At 44.3% G+C, this 21,007-nt stretch carries 19 protein-coding genes, 1 riboswitch and 1 other annotated feature; of the genes, 6 read left to right on the top strand and 13 right to left on the bottom strand.

All coding sequences use genetic code 11. The features are described 5' to 3' along the window. The first annotated feature begins 126 nt into the window (after positions 1-126). On the top strand, positions 127-810 hold the full coding sequence (locus tag EXZ60_RS02765; protein ID WP_206208096.1) for a pseudouridine synthase: 684 nt from the start codon (positions 127-129) through the stop codon (positions 808-810). Positions 811-859: 49 nt separating this feature from the next. Here EXZ60_RS02765 and hisIE read toward each other — a convergent pair whose 3' ends face one another. The 9 genes from hisIE to EXZ60_RS02720 form a co-directional block, all read right to left on the bottom strand. Further along, positions 860-1,495, bottom strand: a complete 636-nt coding sequence (hisIE, locus tag EXZ60_RS02760; RefSeq protein ID WP_017043909.1) for a bifunctional phosphoribosyl-AMP cyclohydrolase/phosphoribosyl-ATP diphosphatase HisIE — start codon at positions 1,493-1,495, stop codon at positions 860-862. Beyond that, positions 1,492-2,265: an imidazole glycerol phosphate synthase subunit HisF gene (hisF, locus tag EXZ60_RS02755; protein ID WP_017044649.1), complete on the bottom strand. Its 774-nt coding sequence runs from the start codon at positions 2,263-2,265 to the stop codon at positions 1,492-1,494. Before hisF ends, hisIE begins: the two co-directional genes overlap by 4 nt. After that, the gene (gene hisA / locus EXZ60_RS02750; RefSeq protein ID WP_277435247.1) at positions 2,247-2,984 is read right to left on the bottom strand and encodes a 1-(5-phosphoribosyl)-5-[(5-phosphoribosylamino)methylideneamino]imidazole-4-carboxamide isomerase; all 738 of its coding nucleotides are present in this window, start codon (positions 2,982-2,984) and stop codon (positions 2,247-2,249) included. Before hisA ends, hisF begins: the two co-directional genes overlap by 19 nt. A 13-nt stretch (positions 2,985-2,997) precedes the next feature. Then, the gene (gene hisH, locus EXZ60_RS02745) at positions 2,998-3,660 is read right to left on the bottom strand and encodes an imidazole glycerol phosphate synthase subunit HisH (protein ID WP_017044648.1); all 663 of its coding nucleotides are present in this window, start codon (positions 3,658-3,660) and stop codon (positions 2,998-3,000) included. Beyond that, complete coding sequence (gene hisB, locus EXZ60_RS02740) at positions 3,660-4,733, bottom strand: bifunctional histidinol-phosphatase/imidazoleglycerol-phosphate dehydratase HisB (RefSeq protein WP_064624998.1); 1,074 nt, start codon at positions 4,731-4,733, stop codon at positions 3,660-3,662. The genes hisH and hisB overlap by 1 nt, the downstream gene beginning before the upstream one ends. Positions 4,734-4,813: 80 nt before the next feature. Next, positions 4,814-5,854, bottom strand: a complete 1,041-nt coding sequence (gene hisC, locus EXZ60_RS02735) for a histidinol-phosphate transaminase (RefSeq protein ID WP_277435246.1) — start codon at positions 5,852-5,854, stop codon at positions 4,814-4,816. Then, entirely contained in the window at positions 5,854-7,152 is a 1,299-nt protein-coding gene (gene hisD, locus EXZ60_RS02730) for a histidinol dehydrogenase (RefSeq protein WP_013857097.1), read from the bottom strand. Before hisD ends, hisC begins: the two co-directional genes overlap by 1 nt. Before the next feature lie 5 nt (positions 7,153-7,157). Beyond that, on the bottom strand, positions 7,158-8,054 hold the full coding sequence (gene hisG / locus EXZ60_RS02725; RefSeq protein ID WP_026027608.1) for an ATP phosphoribosyltransferase: 897 nt from the start codon (positions 8,052-8,054) through the stop codon (positions 7,158-7,160). A gap of 53 nt (positions 8,055-8,107) precedes the next feature. Further along, positions 8,108-8,244 (bottom strand) — a sequence feature (His leader region). 193 nt (positions 8,245-8,437) lie between these two features. Further along, positions 8,438-10,039, bottom strand: a complete 1,602-nt coding sequence (locus EXZ60_RS02720) for a Na+/H+ antiporter NhaC family protein (protein WP_088732249.1) — start codon at positions 10,037-10,039, stop codon at positions 8,438-8,440. 116 nt (positions 10,040-10,155) lie between these two features. Further along, a riboswitch (Lysine riboswitch) is annotated at positions 10,156-10,339 on the bottom strand. Positions 10,340-10,756: 417 nt separating this feature from the next. Between EXZ60_RS02720 and EXZ60_RS02715 the strand changes: the two genes are divergently transcribed. Further along, positions 10,757-11,170 carry an H-NS family nucleoid-associated regulatory protein gene (locus tag EXZ60_RS02715; protein ID WP_017043902.1) on the top strand — a complete coding sequence of 138 codons (414 nt, stop codon included), beginning with the start codon at positions 10,757-10,759 and terminating at the stop codon, positions 11,168-11,170. A 57-nt stretch (positions 11,171-11,227) separates the two neighbouring features. On the opposite strand, the gene EXZ60_RS02710 is transcribed toward EXZ60_RS02715, so the two are convergent. Then, positions 11,228-12,532 (bottom strand): inosine/guanosine kinase, encoded by a 1,305-nt coding sequence (locus tag EXZ60_RS02710; RefSeq protein ID WP_088721150.1) that lies wholly within the window; start codon positions 12,530-12,532, stop codon positions 11,228-11,230. Positions 12,533-12,634: 102 nt separating this feature from the next. Beyond that, on the bottom strand, positions 12,635-12,904 hold the full coding sequence (locus EXZ60_RS02705) for a hypothetical protein (RefSeq protein WP_013857103.1): 270 nt from the start codon (positions 12,902-12,904) through the stop codon (positions 12,635-12,637). 199 nt (positions 12,905-13,103) lie between these two features. Here EXZ60_RS02705 and mnmA point away from each other — a divergent pair, with 199 nt between their 5' ends. From mnmA to purB, 3 genes are read left to right on the top strand one after another with little or no spacing between them, the layout of a single operon-like run. Beyond that, positions 13,104-14,225, top strand: a complete 1,122-nt coding sequence (gene mnmA, locus EXZ60_RS02700; protein ID WP_017043901.1) for a tRNA 2-thiouridine(34) synthase MnmA — start codon at positions 13,104-13,106, stop codon at positions 14,223-14,225. A gap of 20 nt (positions 14,226-14,245) precedes the next feature. Continuing rightward, the gene (gene hflD / locus EXZ60_RS02695) at positions 14,246-14,863 is read left to right on the top strand and encodes a high frequency lysogenization protein HflD (protein WP_019281971.1); all 618 of its coding nucleotides are present in this window, start codon (positions 14,246-14,248) and stop codon (positions 14,861-14,863) included. A gap of 54 nt (positions 14,864-14,917) precedes the next feature. Then, positions 14,918-16,288 (top strand): adenylosuccinate lyase, encoded by a 1,371-nt coding sequence (purB, locus tag EXZ60_RS02690; RefSeq protein ID WP_013857106.1) that lies wholly within the window; start codon positions 14,918-14,920, stop codon positions 16,286-16,288. Positions 16,289-16,389: 101 nt separating this feature from the next. Here the strand turns inward: purB and serC are convergent, their stop codons facing one another. Continuing rightward, positions 16,390-17,487, bottom strand: a complete 1,098-nt coding sequence (gene serC / locus EXZ60_RS02685; protein ID WP_198300476.1) for a 3-phosphoserine/phosphohydroxythreonine transaminase — start codon at positions 17,485-17,487, stop codon at positions 16,390-16,392. 143 nt (positions 17,488-17,630) lie between these two features. Beyond that, on the bottom strand, positions 17,631-18,890 hold the full coding sequence (locus EXZ60_RS02680) for a DUF945 family protein (RefSeq protein WP_277435245.1): 1,260 nt from the start codon (positions 18,888-18,890) through the stop codon (positions 17,631-17,633). Between the two features lie 174 nt (positions 18,891-19,064). Between EXZ60_RS02680 and EXZ60_RS02675 the strand changes: the two genes are divergently transcribed. Next, positions 19,065-20,990, top strand: a complete 1,926-nt coding sequence (locus EXZ60_RS02675; RefSeq protein ID WP_277435244.1) for an ATP-binding protein — start codon at positions 19,065-19,067, stop codon at positions 20,988-20,990. The last annotated feature ends 17 nt before the right edge of the window (positions 20,991-21,007 follow it).

Below are 21,007 nucleotides of genomic sequence, written 5' to 3'. Positions count from 1 at the left end.
AAACTAGGATAATAGTCTATTATCTTGTGCGTCAATCCTGTTTCTGGGCGCGCAAATCATAGCTTAAATCCAAAGTTCAGAAAACTTTCAAACACACTTCATTTACATTTTTGCAAGGTAGTTAACATGTCATCCCGCTTGCGTCGTGATTCTTCATCAGTATCAAAACCCTCTGGCTCTTCTCATTTTAAACGGCGCGATCCACATCAGCGTTCAACCGCCCGCTCCTCTTCATCTGCAGAAGAGGTAAAAAAACGAGTATCACTTGCTGATCGAAAAGTCATTATCTTTAATAAACCTTTTGATACGCTAAGCCAGTTTACCGATGGTGATGGGCGCAAAACTCTCGCTGATTTTATTCCCGTAAAAGAGGTGTATGCCGCAGGTCGTTTGGACAGAGACAGCGAAGGCTTGATGGTGCTCACCAATGACGGCATCTTGCAAGCGAGACTAACGCAGCCGCAGTCAAAATTACCAAAAACGTATTGGGTTCAAGTAGAAGGAGAACCCGCTCAAAACGATTTAGATAAATTGCGCCAAGGTGTAGAGCTAAAAGATGGCATGACGCTGCCTGCCAAGGTTGAGATTTTGCAACCGCCTACCTTGTGGGAACGTAATCCACCGGTTCGTTTTCGCGCACAAATCCCAACCACATGGCTTGCGATTACCATTACTGAAGGTAAAAACCGGCAAGTACGACGTATGACAGCGCATATTGGCTTTCCAACACTGCGCTTAGTGCGCTACGCGATGGGCGACATTGTTTTAGGCGATCTACAACCCGGTGAGTGGAAAGAAATTACCCTCTAACACCGCTCTCAAAAACGGAAGCCTCTTTATTTAAGAGGCTTCACTGTGTTTATTTATGGCGTTCTTTAAGCTTATCAATCACATCACTCAACGCTAATCCTTGGTCTTGCAATAGCACCAATAAGTGATAAATCAAATCAGCAGACTCACACACTAACTCCGCCTTATCGCCCGACGTCGCCGCAAGCGCAACTTCAACGCCCTCTTCGCCCACTTTCTGCGAAATACGCTTTGTTCCACGGGCATAAAGGCTAGCGGTGTAAGAGGAATCAGGGTCGGCACTCTTGCGGGCAGCCAATAGCTGCTCAAGCTGATGAAGCCACACCATTTGAGACTCTTCTTGTGCATCGTTATCCCAACAGGTTGTGGTTCCAGTATGGCACGTTGGCCCAATGGGATTCACTTTGACCAATAAAGTGTCATTATCACAATCGAGCGCCATGTTTTTCAACTGTAACACATGACCAGAGGTCTCTCCTTTGGTCCAAAGGCGCTGTTTGCTGCGAGAAAAGAACGTCACTTGGCCTGTTTGCGCGGTTTTTTGCAACGCATCTTGGTTCATGTAACCCATCATAAGCACTTGACTTGATTGAAAATCTTGCACTATCGCCGGAACAAGGCCATCAACTTTGTTCCAATCAATACGCTCAGAAAGTGCAACCGCACTCGATACTTGAAAACTCATCGTCTTACCTCTACACCTTCTGCTTGTAAATATTGTTTTAATTCGCCGATATTGATGATCTGCTTGTGAAAAACCGATGCCGCCAACGCGCCATCGACATGAGCTTGTTGGTAAGCTTGCGCAAAGTGCTCCATCGTTCCCGCCCCGCCAGAAGCGATAAGTGGCACGCGACACACAGCACGTACCTTCTGGAGTTGCTGTAGATCATAACCATTACGCACGCCGTCTTGGTTCATCATATTCAATACGATTTCACCCGCACCACGTTTTTGTACCTCTTGTACCCAATCGCAAGTTTGCCACTGTGTTGCTTTGGTGCGCGTCTCATCGCCAGTAAATTGATAGACCTGATACTGACCCGTTTCTTGATCGAAGTAAGAGTCAATTCCGACCACAATACATTGCACGCCAAATTTATCCGCCAAGTCAGTAATCAACTGTGGGTTAGCGAGTGCTGGAGAGTTAATGGAGACTTTATCTGCACCAAATTCTAAAATTCGTGCAGCATCTTCGGCAGATTTAATACCGCCCGCGACGCAAAATGGAATATCAATCACTGCCGCGACACGCGCAACCCAACTTTTATCCACCACTCGGCCATCACTCGACGCGGTAATGTCATAAAATACCAACTCATCCGCACCCTCTTCGGCGTAGCGTTTTGCAAGCGGTACGATATCACCAATGATTTCGTGATTGCGAAACTGCACCCCTTTCACTACTTGTCCATCGCGGACATCCAAACAAGGAATTATGCGTTTTGCCAACATTCGAATGCCTCCTGAGCGGTGAACTTACCATCTAATAAGGCACGACCGACAATCACGCCTGCGACGCCACTGCCTGTTAAGGCTTTGATGTCCGCTAAGCTACCGATACCACCTGAGGATTGAAACTGTACTTGTGGGTACTGTTTGCATAAATCGATATACAACGCAACGTTAGAACCGGCTAGTGTGCCATCGCGGGAAATATCAGTGCACAATACGTGCGTCAAACCAACCGTTAGGTAATCATCAATCAAGGCTTCTATCGTTACACCTGAATCTTCTTGCCAACCTGAAATGGCCACTTTACGTGTTCCGTCTTGATCAATGTTGATGTCTAGCGCTAGCACAATTTTTTCTGCGCCATACTTTTCCATCCATCCTTTGACTAATTCAGGCTGTTTTACGGCCGTAGAACCGACAACCACGCGCTGCGCACCCGCATTTAATAAATCCACCACATCTTGCTCACTACGCACACCGCCACCAATTTGAATATTGGCAGGGGTACTGGCAAGCAGTTTGGCAATCAGATCAAGCTGTCGGGCTGAGGTATCTTTTGCACCCGTTAAATCGACAAGGTGCAACCAGTTAGCTCCAGCCTGATGATAGAGGCGAAACTGCTCTGCAGGGTCCACTTTGTATTCGGTAACTTGACCATAATCGCCTTGAAATAAGCGAACCACTTGGCCATCAATTAAATCTAATGCTGGAATAATCATTGCTAATTCCCTTTTATAATTCCAAGAAGTTCTTGATCAGTGCCGAGCCGGCTTTGGATGAGCGCTCTGGGTGAAATTGGACACCATAGTAATTACCGCTTTGCAGCGCCGCGGTGAAAGGCTTGCCGTATTCACATTCAGCAATCGTGTATTCACCGACGGGCATGGCGTAGCTATGGACAAAATAGAAATATTCGCCTTGCTCAATGCCTTTAAACAGAGGATGGCCTCTTTCGGCATTGACCGTATTCCAACCCATATGTGGCAGTGGTAAATCGCCTGTATCCATCAGGCGAACCTCGCCGTCACATAACCCCAAGCATTCAACAATGTCATTAGCTTGATCGTTAGCTTGCTGTCCTTTTTCTTCTGACAGCTGACCTAACAGTTGCATGCCTAAGCAGATGCCGAGCAGTGGCTTTTCAACCTGTTTCACCAAGGTGATTAAATCGCGCTGTTGCAGATTTTTCATCGCCTCACTTGCCGTACCGACACCGGGTAAAAACAGCTTATCTGCCGTCAACACCACATCAGGATCTTTTGAAATAGTGACTGGGTAACCCAAGCGTTCGATGGCAAATTTCACGGAAGACACATTAGCGCAGCCTGTATCAATGATGACGACCTTTTGCGGCTGGCTGCTGTGATCACTCATCGCTTCGCGGACTGACGACATTACAGTACTCCTTTGCTGCTAGGTAGTTCATTGCCTTCCACTTTAATGGCTTGGCGCAATGTGCGGCCAAAAGCCTTAAACAAACTTTCAATAATATGGTGATCATTCTCGCCACTGGATGAGAGATGTAGCGTACAGGCCAAAGTGTCGGTTAATGAACGGAAGAAGTGATATACCATTTCAGTGGAGAGATCGCCCACTTGCTCACGTGTAAAGGTGGCCTCAAATTTCAGATAAGGGCGACCCGATAGATCGAGCGCGCATTGTGCTAAACACTCATCCATCGGCAACGAAAAACCAAAACGACCAATGCCACGCTTATCGCCTAATGCCTCTTTTAAGGCTTGCCCGAGTGCTAATGCGGTATCTTCAATGGTGTGGTGATCATCAATGTGCAGATCACCATTGACGCTCAACTTCAATTGAAAACCACCATGGGTTGCGATTTGGTCAAGCATGTGGTCAAAAAAACCTAACCCCGTTGTAATTTGATTACCACCCGTTTCATCCAAATTGACCGCAACTTTAATGTCTGTTTCTTTAGTTGTTCTTACCACTTCGGCGCTGCGCGCTTTCACGGTTAAGTCTTTAACTATTTCACGCCATCCCATACTTTTCGGATGATATTGAATACCACGGATCGCCATATTTTCAGCCAGTTGCAGGTCGGTCATTCGGTCGCCAATCACCACTGATTGCTGAAAATCGACTTTGCCTCCTTGCAGATACTCTTTAACCATCCCCAGTTTGGGTTTGCGGCAAGAGCAATTATCTTTTTCAAAGTGCGGGCAAATCAGCACATCATCAAAGATCACTCCTTGGGACTGAAAAATGTCCATCATCATCGTATGAGGGGCATCGAAATCCGCTTGAGGATAGCTATCCGTCCCCAGTCCATCTTGGTTGGTGACCATCACCAGCCGATAACCCGCAGCCTGCAAAGCCAGTAGGCTTGGGATCACATACGGCTCTAGTTTCAGTTTGTCTAAACGATCAACTTGGAAATCGACCGGAGGCTCAACAATTAAGGTTCCGTCACGATCAATAAAGAGAATTTTTTGCTGTTTGCTCACTGGAATATCCTTTTCTATTGGCCAGTAACGTCACTTAAACGACTGGCTCTTATTCATTTTGGGCTATTTATGGTGCTCGATTACTGATAATAATTGCGAATAAAAGCGAGTGTTTTTTCACACTCTTCACGATTACCGATGCTGATCCTCACGCAATTTTCAATCGGAGAATTGCGTAAAATAATGCCGTGATCCCAAGCGGCTTTAAACAATGCATCACCATCGGGAAATTTCACTAATAGGTAGTTTCCCCACCCTTCAAACACAGTTAAATTGGGCACCATATACAACCCTGCTTGTAAGTAAGCACGGTTTGCATTGAGATCCAACACTTGGAATTTGGTACGAGCCAGCCCAGCTTCCGATAACGCTTTCACGGCAATGTCTGCTACCGGAATTGGCACGGGATAAGGTGCAATTACCTTCTGCAGCACATCAATCAGCTCTTTATTGGCCAAGGTAAAACCGCAGCGCAAACCTGCAAGCGCAAACGCTTTAGATAAGGTGCGTAAAATCGCCAAATTCGGGTATTGCGCTAATAAATCAACGGTTGAGGCTTCTGGACAAAAATCAATGTAGGCTTCATCCATCACGACAATAGCGCGGTCTTTAGTCATTTCCAGCAAAGCAATAATATCTTGGCGCTTAACCAAATTGCCGGTTGGATTATTAGGACTACAAACGAAGATCAACTTCACGCGGTCCAAATTGGCACGAATGGCTGACAGGTCGAGCTGCCAATCCGCTGTTAATGGCACAACTTTACGCTCGACACCGAACGTTTCAGCGCTAATCGCGTACATACCATAAGTCGGCGGACAGTATAAAATAGCGTCTTGATTGGGCTCACAAAATGCGCGGATCAAAAGTTCAATCCCTTCATCGGCACCACGTGAGGTCAACACCTGCTCTGGTTGTACCTTGGCATAAGCCGCATACGCATCGATCATAGCTTTAGGTTGGCAATCACTGTAACGGTTCAAACGTACAAAATCGGTTTTGTACTCATTATTGAATGGCGATTCGTTGGCATTGAGCCACACATCACCACTGCCGCCAATACGGCGAGCCGATAAGTAAGGTTTTAGTGCTTGAATTTGCTTACGAGCCAGTTTTTCCATTATTTTTTCGCCTTTTGCAATTTTTCGACTCGAATGGTGACCGCACGTTTGTGTGCATCCAATCCTTCAGCTTCTGCCATTGTGACCACAGTTGGCGCTAACCCTTGTAAGCCCTCTGCGCTGAGTTCTTGCACCGTCATGCGCTTACTAAAATCAGCTAAACCAAGGCTAGAATAAGTACGCGTGTAGCCGTATGTTGGCAAAACGTGGTTGGTACCCGAAGCGTAGTCACCGGCTGATTCTGGTGACCACTCACCTAAGAAAATTGAGCCAGCGTTATCAAGTAACGGCAACAGCTCACGAGGGTTCCGCGTTTGCACAATTAAATGCTCAGGACCGTAGTAGTTCGAGATAGAAACCGCTTGGGTCAAAGACTCAGCGATGATAATCAAACTAGAAGCCAAGGCTTTTTCTGCAATGGCGGCGCGAGATAAGCTTTTTAGCTGCTTTTGCACTGCATCTGTTACTTGATCGGCAATCACCGCTGAAGGGGTCACTAACACAACTTGTGAATCAGGTCCGTGCTCAGCTTGGCTAAGCAGATCTGCCGCGATAAAATCGGCATCAGCCGTATCATCAGCAATCACCAACACTTCCGAAGGACCCGCTGGCATATCAATCGCTGCACCGCGAAAATCATTGCTCACTTGACGTTTTGCTTCTGTCACGTAGGCATTACCGGGGCCGAAGATTTTGTCTACTTTAGCAACGGATTTAGTCCCATAAGCCATTGCTGCAATCGCTTGACCACCACCAATGTTGTACACCTCATCAATGTTACACAGCTTGGCCACGTAGAGGATTTCGTCCGCAATCGGTGGCGGTGAGCAGAGCACCACTTTACGACACCCTGCAATTTGTGCAGGAACACCCAACATTAATACGGTAGAAGGTAAAGGCGCACTGCCTCCGGGAATGTACAAGCCCACCGTATTAATTGGACGCGTGACTTGTTCACACACCACTCCCGGCTGCGTTTCCACTTTGATCGGTTGCAGCTTTTGTGCTTTATGGAACTTAGTAATGTTCTCATAAGCTTGTTGAAGCGCTTGTTTCATCTTGTCAGAAAGACGCTCGCACGCCGCATCAATCTCACCACTTGAAACGCGAATTGAATCCGGTTTCACGCGGTCAAATTTTTCAGTTAACTCAATTAACGCTTGGTCACCTTGCGCTTTCACCTGCGCAATCACGGCGCTCACAGCAGCAGTGACATTGGCTCCTTCAGTAATGGCCGGGCGTTCTAAAATTGAATCTTGCTGAGTTTCACTCAACGATTGCCAAACGACAGTTCTCATCGCCGTTACTCCATCATTTTATCGATAGGTAAAACCAAAATAGAACTCGCCCCTAATGCTTTTAGGCGCTCCATGGTTTCCCAAAATAGGTTCTCGGTACTGACCACATGTACTGCAACGCGATTTTTCTCCGCCGATAAAGGCAGCACTGTTGGGTCTTCCGCTCCCGGAAGTAAGTCTTTAATCGCTTCTAATTGATCAACCGGGGCATGTAGCATGATGTATTTGGACTCTTTAGCTTGAATCACGCCTTGCATACGCGTCAATAAACGAGCAATCAATGCTTGCTTATCTTCACTGAATTCACCTTGACGCTGAATGAGTGTTGCTTTGGATTGGAAGATAACTTCAGCCTCTTTGAGACCATTCGCTTCTAATGTTGCGCCGGTAGAAACAAGGTCAGCAATCGCATCAGCTAGGCCAGCTCGTGGCGCAACCTCAACAGAACCGGTGAGCACACAAGTGCTAAAATCAATGCCCTTTTCATCCATGTACGCTTTGAGTAGCTGCGGATAAGTTGTGGCGATGCGTTTACCCGCCAAATCTTGAGGACCGTTGTATTGCTGATCTTTATTGATCGCGATGGATAAGCGGCAACCACCAAAATCAAGACGGCGCAGTGAAACAAACTCACTTTTCTTATTTTGCGACAAGCGTTCTAAACGCACCTCTTCCAGTTCATTCTCACCAATGAAACCGAGATCAACCACACCGTCCATCACCAGCCCGGGTATGTCGTCATCACGCACTAGCAGTAGGTCGATCGGCATATTGAGAGAGTGAACGACAAGACGCTCACCCATGATATTGAATTTCACGCCGCATTTTTTAAGTAGGTCTTGGCACTCTGAGCTCAAGCGGCCTTTCTTCTGGATGGCAATTCTTAGGCGTTGTGTTTGCATGACAATTTCCCTGTGCAATGTATTGAATGTATTTGGAATTGAGTTAAAGCAAAATGAAAAAACCCTCGGGAGATTTGCGTTCTCCCGAGGGTTTTAATCTAAATGCTTTGACTTAACCACCGGGAGTTTCCTGCCTCCCGGGTATGCGTACATCTCCCCGAAAGATTATTTAGGGTGATGGTGATGATGAATGTTCATTACAAAATTACGCATACTTATCAGCTCTTATTGGTTTGCTGTCTTGACTCCACACTAACCAAGCTGATGTTCTTTTTCAACTAAAAATTTGGCTTTTTTAAAATCTTTTTTCGCCGTCGTGCGCCAGTAATAAAAAAGGGAAACTTTCGTTTCCCTTTCATCAACTCTATTTAACCAAAATACAGCTACAACGTCTCGCAATGTGTCATTTTTGATTTCGCCATAGCGGCCATAATCATGCACACAATGATAAATGCAACAGAGGCACAAGCCAACGAGATCAGCACTGACGCTGTCATGCCTAAAACAACAAAACCGACACTCGAAACCAAGGCCGTAGCCAGTGCATACGGCAATTGTGTCGCAACGTGATCGATATGGTTACAACGCGCGCCTGTCGACGATAAAATGGTGGTGTCAGAAATAGGAGAACAGTGGTCACCAAAAACGGAACCAGCGAGCACCGCGCTCAGCATCGGGAGTATTAGAGCGATATCGGTCGCCGCGGCCATATCTCCAGCAATGGGCAACATGATGCCAAACGTTCCCCAAGAAGTGCCGGTTGAAAACGCCATCACACCCGATAGTAAGAATAAGATGACCGGTAGCCAATGCGGATCAATATTACCTTGAACCAAAGATGACATATACGCACCGGTTTTCATGTCCCCAATAACAGAGCCAATTGTCCAGGCAAAAATCAGGATCAAAATCGCACCAAACATCGATTTAGCACCGATCCACAATGTATTACTGATGTCATTTATTGGCAGCTTTTGCTTAAACACAGTAAACAGAGCCATCGCCAAGCCAACTAGCCCGCCGTAAATCAATGAAGCGCCGACATTGGTGTTTTCAAACGCACCCAGTAGATCAAATGCTTTACCGTCTGCGGCTAAAGATTGACCACCCGTAAATAACATGGCTGAAATCGTTGCAATGATGAGTAATACGATAGGCAGAACCAGATCCAACACTTTGCCATGTTCGCTCTCTTTGATATCAAGCTCTTCATTTAACTCATGTGCGTCTTGGCTATCGTTTTCATTTGCGTCGTCAAATCCACGGCCTTGGGAGGCATTAATTTCATGCTGGCGCATTTGACCAATATCTAATTGGAACCACACCACCGCAAACACCATCAGTAATGCAAAAATGGCATAAAAATTCATTGGTACTAAACGCATGTACGCGCCCAATGCCGAATATTCGGTAATCCCGTGAGAAACGAGAATACCGCCAATAATCGTCATAATGTACGCGCCCCAGCTAGAAGCTGGCATCACAACGCACATTGGTGCTGCAGTTGAATCAAGGATATAGGCAAGTTTAGCGCGAGATACATAAAAGCGGTCAGTCACAGGACGAGAAATAGAACCTACGGCTAAACTGTTAAAATAATCATCAACGAAAATAAACACACCCAAAAATGCCGCCAGCAGTTTTGAGCCACGTTTACTTTTTACGCGGACTTGTGCCCATTCTGCAAAAGCACGAGTACCGCCAGACAAAGTTAATAGCGCAGTCATCATACCTAATAAAAGCAAAAACCCGACGATACTCATATTCCAAGTATTAATGCCGCCATCAGCAACAAAGACGCTTGATACCTTAGTAGCAACATAACTGAATGCACTACCAAAAGAATAATCCGCGAGTAATACCGCGCCTAATACAATACCGACACCTAATGAAACAAGTACTCTGCGTGTAAGAACAGCCAAACTTAATGCTACCAGAGGCGGTAACAGCGACAGAGGAGATGATGCAAAATCGATTAAATTCATGATCTTCAAAAACCAGTAAGTAAATGGTTAGAGATCTACTGCAGACAAATTACGAGCTAAGATAACCACGTAATTCATGTTGAACTAAGCGAAAGGGAAGCGAACACTTCACCCAACCCTACAGTAGCGCTCCATAGTTTAAAAAAAGAATAGACTATGGCAGTGTTGTTCCTATTCGAATACAACCCCAGCAAGCTGCTTTAATGTGCATACTTACTTCGGCGATAAAACCTTTCACTTTTGTTCATTGGCATTACCCCAACAGAAGTTACTATTTTTTACCGCACCTCTACGTCAAAGAAAGTACAATAAATCACCGTTATTAAGTCATTTTAACAATGATAAATGTCTTACTTCGCTTTAGGTAAATGACATTGTACTTAACAACGAATGCATTGCAACCGATCATGTCATCAAAGTGCATCAATTATTGGTCACATTCATTAAGAAACATTGAGACTTCTTTCATAATGTGGTGCAATGAATATCACGAAGATTATAATAAAAACATTAATTATAAGTTTATCTAAAAATCATTGATGATCTTCTTGATACTACTACTTATGTATGAAATTAGCTCATCATTAACAAGTTCATATTTTTTTGATTTTTATTTATCTATAAAATTTTCATTAATATTTGAATCTAATATTGTAAGTACCAATTCAGCAGTTTATTATTGCTGTGTCGACTAAATTAAATCAAATAGGAATAGTCATGTCTGAATTAACAAAAACTCTACTTAATATTCGTAGCCTACGCGCTTTTTCTCGTGAACTCACTCTAGAGCAGCTTGAAGAAGCACTAGATAAATTAACGATCGTTGTTCAAGAACGCAGAGAAGCGGAAGAAGAAGAACGCTCTGCTCGCGCAGAACAAGAAGCGAAGCTGGCTGCGATTGCAGAACAGATTGCCAAAGACGGTATTGATGTAAGCGCATTAATTTCTGCACTTTCTGGTGAAACTAAGAACAAAGTTAAAGTTCAAGGCAAACGCGCACCTCGTCCAGCAAAATACAAATATCTTGATGCCAATGGCCAAGAAAAAACATGGACAGGTCAAGGTCGCACACCTTCTGCAATTCAAGAGCAACTTGATGCAGGTAAATCTCTAGAAGAATTCGAGATTTAATAATCTCTTTAGCAAATAAAAAGGCTCCTAACGGAGCCTTTTTATTATTTTAATCTTTTATCTTTCCCAATACGCTTCTTCTAAGCTGTCTTCACGTTCAGGTAAACCACGTGACAGACGAGGTGAATGCTGGGCTAGCACCTCATAACTGGCACGGTTGGAATATTTGCAAACTTGCGAGAAGGATGAATAGGTTAAAAAGTTATTCTGATGCTTGCTCGAATTAGGGACGTTCTCTTTATGATATTTATTGGCTGCCATATCATGCAGCAATGCCGATAACGCCGCATCTCCCGCACCATTAGTATTTTTAATTTTCTCAGGTCCACCCATATACGGTGAAATATGAGAATAAACACGTATCGGATTTTCACAACTTATTTTTGATGCTGGGCGACTAAATTCATAACGATTGAATTCAGCAATAGAACCAGGTAATAGTGGCAACGATGTTTCACGTTTCGCCGCATCTTCAGTATATCCTGCCATAAATAAACCGACTGGGCCTGCGGTGCATAATACAAGATCAACCCAATTTAAGGCTTTATTTGACGCTGCAAGGGGATCACTTTCCCCGGTTAATGCTTCGGCTTCATCTTCATTCATGGCAACAACAGTGACATGATCACGCAAAAAATTTTGCCAAAATTGAGGGTCATCTTGAATAACAAATTTAGTGCCTAAGGTTAAAACAACAGGTACATCATATTTCTTAGCATATTCAATCGCTCTCATTGTTGCCTCTGGCATTGGATCACCAGTTTTGCAGCGAATTAAATAAGCAGTCAGTACTAAGGCTGAAGCACTTTTAAATATTTTTTCTGGAACACTTTCTGCGCGAAGTTGGTTCATTTGCCCTTCACTAATAGCAAAGGTTCTTTCTCCATCCTCTGTGATCAAGGCAAAGCAGCGCCCAATCGCTCCATCGACCGCTTGTAAATAATTCAGATCCATCCGACTTGATGTATTACATAAATAACGATAACCGTAGCTACCAATTTTTATATCTTGGCTCATCACACCTAACAACGTTGAGCGATCATCTGCCAGCACCGAATAATTGTGTAATGTGTTGCCAATCGTTCCCCCAGCATATTCGTTAGTAATCAGACCATTTTGTTTGAGCTCAGTGTACAAAGCTTCGGCCTTCTGATCGTCAATCACTAACGAATGGCCTTTACTAAGCTCATATTTTTCGATGAGGTCAGTATTTACTTTCGCTTCTATATCCACCAAGGTCTGGTCGATACCAATAATATGTGTACGTGACATTTTTTTATTTTCTTGTGCTTGGATAACAAGTGGGTCACGTGCATGAACAGGAAAGTAATGCTTTGATTTGCGTTGGCCAGGAAATTTCATAACGTCAGTCTGAGTAGAGGAGAAAAAGATGCGCGATTCTACCGCGCACCCATTAGCGCGGCAACTAAGGCAACTATAGCAAACGTTTGCTCTTGATTATTTTTATTCACCTTCCATAAAGCTGAGATCAGGTAACCTATCTAAATGCTCTGAATAGCGTTTTAGGTCAAATTGCCCTTCGTTTTTCATCACATCAAAAATCTCAATTGCAAGCGCACAAGCAATAGAGGCAACGGCATCCTCCCTTGAGTGACCTGTCATCATCAAGCGCATCAAGGTTTCTTTGACCTTTAACGGATTTCCGTCCGCGAGTTGATTCTCTACTGTTTCGATAAGGAATGCGTCATCCATAATCTGATTGTCATCTTGCATTTTGTGGCCTTTTATTACGCTTTAAAATGGCACGCACTATGCCATAAGCCATTGTAGAATTCTAAAACTAATTTCTGCTGACATTGACAGATACGACGCCAATTAAACCAGATAGAAGTGTGATTGCTGTCTCGGATCTGTCGCGACGAAAATCTTTCTGCTAGAATCTGCGACCAAGTCAATTGAGTGGTATTAAGTAATGTCAGACAACCGCAGCGCAAACAGCCAAAAGAAAGTCATCGTCGGCATGTCCGGTGGTGTTGACTCCTCCGTTTCGGCGTATCTTCTCAAAGAGCAAGGTTATCAAGTCGAAGGCCTGTTCATGAAGAACTGGGAAGAAGATGATAACGAGGAATATTGTACAGCGGCGGAAGATTTAGCCGATGCACAAGCCGTGTGCGATAAGTTAGACATCCCTCTTCATACCATTAATTTTGCCGCCGAATATTGGGACAACGTATTTGAATATTTCCTAGAGGAATATAAAGCAGGGCGAACTCCTAACCCAGACATTCTTTGTAACAAAGAAATCAAGTTTAAAGCCTTTTTAGAGTTTGCAGATGAAGTGCTAGATGCCGATTATATCGCCATGGGCCACTATGTTCGACGCACCTTCCCTGAAGGTAATGACAAACCAAAAATGCTGCGCGGCTTGGACAACAACAAAGACCAAAGCTACTTCCTCTATACATTAAGCCATGAACAAGTGGCTCGTAGCTTATTTCCTGTGGGTGATTTAGAAAAACCCGAAGTTCGACGCATTGCGGAAGAACAAGGTTTGGTGACGGCGAAGAAAAAAGATTCAACTGGTATCTGTTTCATCGGTGAGCGCAAATTTACCGACTTCTTGTCTCGCTATTTACCAGCACAACCGGGTAAAATTGAAACACCAGAAGGTCTCGTTATTGGTGAACATCAAGGCCTGATGTACCACACTTTAGGTCAACGCAAAGGGTTACACATTGGTGGCCAAAAAGGCGGTGGCGGTAACGAAGACCCATGGTATGTCGCTGATAAAGATCTTAAACGTAACGTTTTGATTGCAGTCCAAGGCGCTGATCACCCATTATTGAAATCTCATGGCTTGATCGCTTCCCAATTACACTGGGTTGATCGTACACCAATCCAAGCAACGCTAAGCTGCACGGTAAAAACGCGTTACCGTCAAACGGATATAGCGTGTACCATCATCCCTATTGATGATGAAAACATTAAAGTCATTTTTGATGAGCCACAAGTGGCCGTCACGCCTGGTCAATCCGCGGTTTTCTATCAAGGCGATGTGTGTCTTGGCGGTGGAATTATTGAGCAGCGAATTTAAACAACTTAGGAGTAATAAACGTGGCTAACACCCTTTATGACCGTACCATCGCTTTTGCGGGTATCTGCCAAGCTGTCGCTTTAGTGCAACACGTAGCAAAAAATGGTCACTGTGATTCAGACGCGTTTGAAACTTCTCTAACGGCTATCTTAAGTACTAATCCAAGCAATACACTTGATGTCTTCGGCTCTGAGGCCAACTTAAAAATTGGCCTCGAATGTTTGGTGAAAGGTATTGATAGCACGCCATCAGGGAGTGAAATCACTCGCTATATCATTAGCCTGATGGCATTAGAGCGTAAATTAAGCGCTCGTCGTGATGCGATGTCACAGCTGGGCGATCGTATTCAAACGATTGAACGTCAAGTCAACCATTTTGACTTGCTTGATGATCAGATGATCAGCAACCTTGCCAGTATCTACTTGGATGTTATCAGCCCTATTGGCCCAAGAATCCAAGTCACTGGAACCCCTACCATACTTCAACAAACTTCAACCCAGCACAAAGTGCGCGCCTTACTCCTTTCAGGAATTCGTTGCGCTGTCTTGTGGCGTCAGGTTGGAGGAAAGCGTCGCCATCTGATCTTCGGTCGTAAGAAAATGATCGAACAAGCTCAGATTTTATTAGCTCGAGTCTAATATTGACGCAAAGAATTCACTCTCACACTTAACCTCAAAATTCAGGAGAAAAACATGGAACTGTCAGCCTTGACTGCTGTTTCACCGGTAGACGGCCGCTACGGAAGTAAAACGATTGCGTTACGCAGTATCTTTAGTGAGTTTGGTCTCCTCAAGTATCGGACCATTGTTGAAATTCGTTGGTTACAGAAGCTTTCAGCCACTGCTGGAATTGCCGAAGTTCCAGCATTCAGTGATGAAGCCAATCAATTTCTTAATGCGATAGCAGACAATTTTAGCGAAGAAGATGCCGCTCGTATTAAAGAAATTGAACGCACAACGAACCATGATGTTAAGGCTGTAGAGTATTTCTTAAAAGAAAAAGTAGCGGGTGTTCCTGAGCTGCACGCCGTTAATGAATTCATTCACTTTGCTTGTACTTCAGAAGACATCAACAACACATCTCACGCGCTAATGCTCAAAGAAGCGCGCGATACCGTGCTTCTTCCTGAAATGCGCAACATTATTGATGCGATTCGTCACTTAGCAGAAGAGTATCGCGATATTCCGTTATTGTCTCGTACCCACGGACAGCCAGCATCACCAAGTACTATGGGTAAAGAGATGGCTAACGTAGCGTACCGTATGGAACGCCAATATAAGCAGATTGCCAATATCGAGATTCTCGCAAAAGTAAACGGCGCAGTAGGTAACTACAACGCTCACCTTTCAGCCTATCCAGAACTCGACTGGCATACCTTTAGTGAAGAGTTTATCACTGAATCGCTAGGTGTGGCGTGGAACCCTTATACCACACAAATTGAGCCACATGATTACATCGCAGAGCTATTTGATGCCGTTGCCCGCTTCAATACTATTCTGATCGACTTCGATCGTGACATTTGGGGCTATATCGCTTTGGGCCACTTCAGACAAAGAACCATTGCGGGTGAAATTGGTTCATCGACAATGCCACATAAAGTCAACCCGATCGATTTTGAAAACTCAGAAGGCAACCTAGGCCTTGCTAATGCCGTGTTCAATCACCTAGCACAAAAGCTGCCTATTTCTCGCTGGCAACGTGACTTAACAGATTCAACCGTGCTGCGTAACCTTGGTGTGGGTGTTGGTTATGCGATCATCGCCTACACTTCAACGCTAAAAGGGATCAGTAAACTGGAAGTGAACCGTGATGCGCTGCTTGCTGAGCTCGATAAAAACTGGGAAGTCCTTGCTGAACCAGTGCAAACAGTTATGCGCCGCTACGGCATCGAAAAACCGTACGAAAAATTGAAAGAACTCACGCGCGGTAAGCGAGTCGATGGTGAAGCAATGCGCCACTTTATTGATGGCCTTGCGCTACCTGAAGCTGAAAAAGCACGCTTGAAAGAGATGACACCAGCCAACTATATTGGCCAAGCAATTGAGTTAACCGACAAATTGTAATGCTCTTCAATCTAGCCGATTAATGACAAAGCCCACTTAGTGGGCTTTGTTTTTTAAGGTCGTATTTTATGTTATATCGTTTTTGATACCATCAAAAAACGTTAGGCGTACTGCTGTTCAAACTCTTGCATAAAATCAACTAAGGCTTGAACGCCTTCCAGTGTCATCGCATTGTAAATCGAGGCACGCATACCACCCGCGACTCGGTGACCTTGCAGCGAGACTAAACCACGCGCTTCAGCCAACTCTAAAAACGTACTATCCAACTCTGGTTTCACTAATTGGAAAGGCACATTCATCAGTGAACGGTTGTCTGGGTGAATGGTATTGCGATAGAAAGGTGACTCATCAATTGCGTTATAAAGCAGCGCTGCTTTCTCGCGGTTGATTTTCTCAATCGCCGCGACACCACCCTGCCCTTTTAGCCACTTGAACACGAGACCCGACAAATACCACGCAAACGTAGGCGGCGTGTTGAACATAGAATCTTGTTCAGCTTGCACTTTATAATTCAATATAGTCGGTAGCACATCACTGGCTAAATCAAGCAAATCATCACGAACAATCGCAATACAGATCCCCGCTGGCCCAATGTTTTTCTGCGCTCCCGCATAAATGACCCCGTACTTTGAGATGTCTATTTGGCGCGACAAAATCGTAGATGACATATCAGCTACAATCGGTTTGTCTGTATCTGGTAAATCATTAATCTCAATACCATCTATCGTTTCATTCGGACAAAAATGCACGTAAGCCGACTCAGGATCGATTTTCCATTCGCTGGCTGGTAATACCGCTGTTTTGCCCTCTTTGGTCACTTTGGCGTTGAAAACATCGATTTCACAATATTTCTTCGCTTCTTTGACCGCACTTTCAGCCCAGTAACCCGCATCAATATAGGTCGCTTTAGTCGCATCGCCTAATAAGTTTAAAGGCACCGCCGCAAACTGAGCGCGCGCTCCACCCTGACAAAATAATACTTTGTAATTACTTGGGATATTAAGCAAATCTCGCAGATCTTGCTCCGCTTCTTGAGCAACATGAATAAAAGGTTTACTGCGATGACTAATTTCCATAACGGACGTGCCAAGCTCGTTCCAGTTAATAAACTCGGCTTGCGCTTTTTCCATCACGGCTTTAGGTAAGGCTGCTGGGCCTGCGCTGAAATTATAGACTGGGCCCGCTTGATTTGATTCCATGAGTTCCTTGCTCCTGCTATCGACAATTAATGTGATTAATACCACTTTTTGATGTGGATAAAAAGCGAGAAAAGAGCTTCTATCGGCTCTTTTCTCTTACTGATTGCTAAAACTCGCGAAATCGTTTGCTTGAGCGCCGTTCGCTATCGCATCAATGCCGGAAGTAATAGTGTCAATAGCGGCATTTGATTGCCATTTTCAAATTCCAAGTTGCCCTGTTTCAGTTCAGCTTGGAGTCGATATCCTTGATCGGTTTGCTGCATAATTTCCATCACAACAAGCTCATCAATACCTTGCTGGATAAAAGGAAAATCTTCAACCAGCTGGTTAGAAATGAAGGTATCAATGTGGCCGGTTAAGGCTGGTAAAATGGTACTCGGATCCTGCACCACATTATTTGTCCCTTCAGGAACCGCTATCTTCCAGTTTGATTCAAACTCACCTTGGCCAACTTTTAGCGCCATTTTATTCATCGATAGATAAAAACCTTTCTCGAATAATGATTGCACATAAGGTAGTGCTTGCTGAATGTCCTCATCAGAAAGTTCTGGGCTGTTTTGGTACAGCGTTGAGAGCTTCTCAAAAGCGTCACCATCTAAATCGCCCAAGGTAAAATCAAGATTGAGGTCCTTCACCTCGCCTTCGCTATAAGTTAATTTATCCATCTCAATCAAGTGATTACTATCAAAACGAGAAGGCTCTCCTTTTAATACCGAATCAAAGGAATAACGCATGTTGTCCATACTCAGCGTATTTTCACCTAGCCCATCGACAAGATTAATTTTTGCTAACACCAATGACTGTTGTCCTAGCCAGAAGCCTTTATCTTGTTTACCTATACCTTGACCAGTTAGCTGTGAAAGCATCATTTTTTCACCACTGGTAAAATCCAACTCAACAGAAGGAACATTCAGTTGATAAGTGATTTCACCTAGCACCGAAATATCACCTTTCAATGTGGCGGGCGTTGTCGAGAACGTCATCTCGCCATCTTCACTTTGGTAGTGCCAACTGTCTAGCGCCACAATGTATTGAGTATTGCCATTCAACTGCGTGATACTGGTCATCGTCAATGGTAGATTTTCTTGATCAGCAATAACGGATGTTGCTGTTAAACTCAACAGGCCATGCTTAACCTCGCTATTGACTAAAACTTGGGTCGGTAAACCATCGGCAACAAACTGTTGTTTGAGCGTTTTATCTGCAATCTGATAGCGGGTTTGCACGGTTGATGAAAGGTAACCGCGCTTATAACTGACAATGTCCGCCTCGATTGAACCTGAAGAGATATTTGCAATACCGTTAGTGATCACCTTTTCACCGATTTGCCCGACAGCCAACGGCCAGCATGCTGCTAAGACGATAGCACCACCAACCGCACCAATAATTTTTAACTGTTTCATAGTGTTCCATTCCTGAAGATTTTATCCAGTCTACCGTAAACAATTGAAAACCAAAACATGGAGTTAGGTCAGAGTATTGCTAAGATGTGATGAGAAATTCTAAAACCTAGCTCTCAAACCCACTGCGTAATACTTGCTACAGTAGTCAAAACAGCGATGACAGTAGAGGCTTGTGTGAACCATTACGCACTACTTTGTTTAGACAATAACCCAATCAGCACAGAACAGTTGCGAGCTGAGTTAGCTCCGTTCGCCGCTAAATTTGATCTTCATACAGCGGACACCATAGATGAAGCTGAGCAAGCCCTAGAATATTTGCACGAACAGCAACAAACGATTGCATTGGTCATTGCCAGTCACCATGAGCAGTTTGATGGTGCGGATTTTTTGACTCAACTCGATAAATCAATCCACACGCGTTCAGCGCGGAAAGTGCTGATAAGCTGCGGACAAGATATTCAAGCCATTCTCACCGCCGTCAATGAGGGGCGATTAGATCACTGCCTCACTAAGCCACTACAAAATAACGTGCTCTATAAAACCGTCCAAAAAGAGCTCACGACCTACATCTTAGATCACGATAAAGACAACATTCTCAACTACAGCACCGTACTTGATCAACAGCGCATCTTACGCGCGCACATCGATAATAAAATGCGCAGTTATCGAGATGGTTTTATCTCCGATTACCACAAGCTTTCTGATACAGAACTGGCTGAACAAGTAATTGGTGCTTTACACCAATTTTTTGAAAATGAAGATGAAACTCGCGCCTGCCGTACCTACTCCACTAATCACTTTCTTACCAAAGAGGGAGAAGAGAACCGCTTTCTTTGGTTCATCACTGAAGGTGAAGTGGCCCTGTATAAAAAAGATGATTTAGGGCAACAAAGAGAAGTGGTTCGCCACAAAAAAGGTAACATTGTCGGTGGTATGTCTTTTGTGACTGGTGAGAAATCTTTTTCTACCGCCGTCACCCTGACTAAAACCGATGTGATTAAACTAGACCGAGATGTGTTTGCAAAAGTCATGCATTCGGATACTCGGCTATTGCCCCTATTTACTAACTTGCTGCTCCGCCATTTTAACCGCCGCTTACAACGCAGTATTAACACTAAATTGCAACTACAAAAAACGCTCGAATCACTTGAGTCAGCTCATCAGCAATTAATCGAGCGGGAAAAAATGGCCATGCTCGGTCAGCTTGTTGCAGGCGTCGCTCATGAACTAAACAATCCTGTCGCCGCAATTTTACGTGGAACCGAAACATTGTCAGACAAGATTGAGCACTTAGTCCAAGAGACTGAACATAAAAATCTGCAACATAAAGGCAGCCAACTATTAAGGAATGCACTTTCAGCCAAACCTACTTCTACATCAGAAGAGCGGGCACGCGCTAAAGCCATAGAAAATGAAATTCATCATCGTTTGATCGCGAAAAAATTGGTCAAACTCAATCTAGATGATGATCTTGCGCTCCGACAATCGGCTAAGCACGATCCTGAGAAAACGTTAGAAACACTGGAACAATTAGAAAACTATTTCCTAACAGGTAGTACACTTCGTTCTATCAATATTTGTGCACAACGCATCGCCGATATGGTACGAAGCCTTAAAGGGTATGCTCGCCCTGATGATGAAGCGCTGCACAAGGTCAATATTCATGAAGGTATTGAAGACACTCTGGTTATTTTCGAAAATCGTCTTAAGCGCCACAAAGTTGAGAAAGAGTATGCCGACTTACCTTTGATTACCTGTCAGCCGATTGCATTACAACAAGTATGGACAAACCTCATTTCCAACGCTATTGATGCCTTCCCAGCCAATGGCGTACTGCACATTGCAACCACATTAGCAAAACAGGGTAATCAATCTTTTGTGACCATCAGTTTCACGGATAATGGTTGTGGGATCCCGTACGAGCAGAAAGAGCGTATCTTCACATTAAATTACACGACGAAAAAAGAAGGTAACTTTGGGCTCGGTATTGGGCTTTCTGTCTGCCAACAAATAGTCCACCAGCATCAAGGTTGGATCGATGTTCAATCTGAACAGGATAAATACACGACAATGACGGTATGGCTGCCAGTTAGTCGATAACTTGTCGTGCTGATGAT

The organism is Vibrio sp. 1151_11 (genome assembly GCF_029478525.1).
GTDB classification, from domain to species: domain Bacteria; phylum Pseudomonadota; class Gammaproteobacteria; order Enterobacterales; family Vibrionaceae; genus Vibrio; species Vibrio anguillarum.
Note: the sequence above shows the minus strand (reverse complement) of the source record. Positions and strands in the feature narration are given on the sequence as shown.